We start from the raw sequence: 1,767 nt of genomic DNA, 5'->3' as shown, positions 1-1,767 counted from the left end.
CATGCTGGCAGCCCCGGCGCCGCGCCTCGTCTTCGAAGGCCTGCAGCAACCGGCTGCCCAGGCCCGCACCGCGCAGGGCGTCGGGCAAGTGGAACAGGTCGAGGAAGGCCATGCCCAGGGTGGTTTTACCCGTGATGCCACCGAGCAGCTGCTGAGTGTCCGGGTCTTTGAGCAACACCATCAACGGCCGACGATCATTGCCGCCGGTGACGGCCTCATTGAACGCGGCAAGGCCATCGCCCAGCAGGCGCTCGGCGTCGGGGTTAGGCTGGTCGCTGATTTCAATCATGCTCATGCGTTCTCGCTCCTCAAAGCCGCTGGCGCACCATATGCAGCAGCCGTTCACCCACCTGATCAAACCCTTTGTTTTGCGCCACTACCTGCGCGCCTTCCATCAGCAGAGACAGCTCCTGCGAGCGGCCGAAGGTGTGGGCCGGGTTCGTCTAGCGCTTAGAACACCCTCCACGGAGCCTAACACCGTCAGCGACTCACACTCGCTGCCAGCCGCCCATGTTGTCGGCCTTGATTTCGAAATCGATGGCTTCGCGGTAAGCGTCGCCAAGATTGGCGTGCAGCCCCCCGCCGAGTGCTTGGGTAGGCTGCCATGTTTGCGTCTCTGGATCGAACACTTCGGCATCGTCACCGGCAGTGTCATCCATCTTGTTGCGCAAGGGGGTGCCGTTATCAATTCGGTGTTCGAGGCTGGCCCAGAGTTTGGTATTCGAATTGACCAGCGGGAAATCTGCCTGGTTTGCCGTCTTGCCCCTTGGGGACATGATTGTATGCGAGGCCTGGGGCTCGCGATCCAAGGGATCACGGTGAGCTGCCTCATGCATGTGTTGGATGTGCGAAGGGGGAGTGTAGGGCGTACGGGTGATTGGAAACATGGACGTACCTCGGCGATCTTTAAGAGAAAGTATCGCCAGAACCTGATCCGGCGATTCCTTTCGAAAACTACAGAGCCCTGCCAAGGCATTCAATAAGGTGATTTTTTGCAGATGTAACTGCTCAAAACTGCTGGTGACTGCGCTCATGTAACGATGGGTGCGGTCTATAGGCCGTGGCTCAAAACCGCGTATGACGTTTCAACTTGGCTGTCAGAAAAGGCAATAGAGGCGCGCTTCTTACCTGTTGCAACACAGTTGCCCGTTCAATGATGGCTGACGGGCGTAAATCCCGTTACATAAACACGACCAGAAAGTTAACGGCCTAAAGGCCCATCACCATCTCATGCCACGCCATCCCGCCATGCTCCGACGGCGACGGCTGCACATAGCCGTAACCCATGCGCGTATACAACGGTACATGCTGCTCCTTGCACATCAAATGAATCGTCCGCTTGCCCATCGCCTGCATGCGCTGCACAAACTCAGTCATCAACAGCCTGGAATAACCCTTACCCTGCTGCGCCGGGTCGACCACCACCGACATGATCACCACATTCGGCGCCTCGGCCGCATGCCCCACCAACTCCTTGAACGCCTCATCCGACATCACCACCTGATGGGCGCAGCCACAATTGATAAACCCCACCACCGCGCCATCCGCCTCCAAAATCAAAAAGCCCTCGGGGTACTGCGCAATACGCGTGGCGATCTTCTCCAGCGTCGCCGCTTCATCGCCTTCGTAGGCGCTGGTTTCGATTTCAAAGCAACGCGCGGCGTCGGCGGGTAGGGCGTTGCGGAAGGTGAGGGCGGGCATGGGAGGTTCCTGGGGCATTAAGCGAAAGGCCACATCATAAAGAAACATCCAGTGCCTGACACAGAT

At 58.4% G+C, this 1,767-nt stretch carries 3 protein-coding genes; all 3 read right to left on the bottom strand.

Annotated features, from left to right (window positions below; translation table 11 throughout):
* Positions 1-295 (bottom strand): GNAT family N-acetyltransferase (locus FEM54_RS31910; protein ID WP_138454204.1); only part of this gene is annotated, 295 nt, incomplete at its 3' end.
* Positions 296-488: 193 nt separating this feature from the next.
* Positions 489-1,034, bottom strand: coding sequence for a hypothetical protein (locus FEM54_RS31900; RefSeq protein ID WP_138454203.1), 546 nt, complete (start codon positions 1,032-1,034; stop codon positions 489-491).
* A gap of 175 nt (positions 1,035-1,209) precedes the next feature.
* Positions 1,210-1,701 (bottom strand): GNAT family N-acetyltransferase, encoded by a 492-nt coding sequence (locus tag FEM54_RS31895; protein ID WP_138454202.1) that lies wholly within the window; start codon positions 1,699-1,701, stop codon positions 1,210-1,212.
* Between the last annotated feature and the right edge of the window lie 66 nt (positions 1,702-1,767).

The organism is Pseudomonas edaphica (assembly GCF_005863185.1).
In the GTDB taxonomy this organism is placed as follows: domain Bacteria; phylum Pseudomonadota; class Gammaproteobacteria; order Pseudomonadales; family Pseudomonadaceae; genus Aquipseudomonas; species Aquipseudomonas edaphica.
Note: the sequence above shows the minus strand (reverse complement) of the source record. Positions and strands in the feature narration are given on the sequence as shown.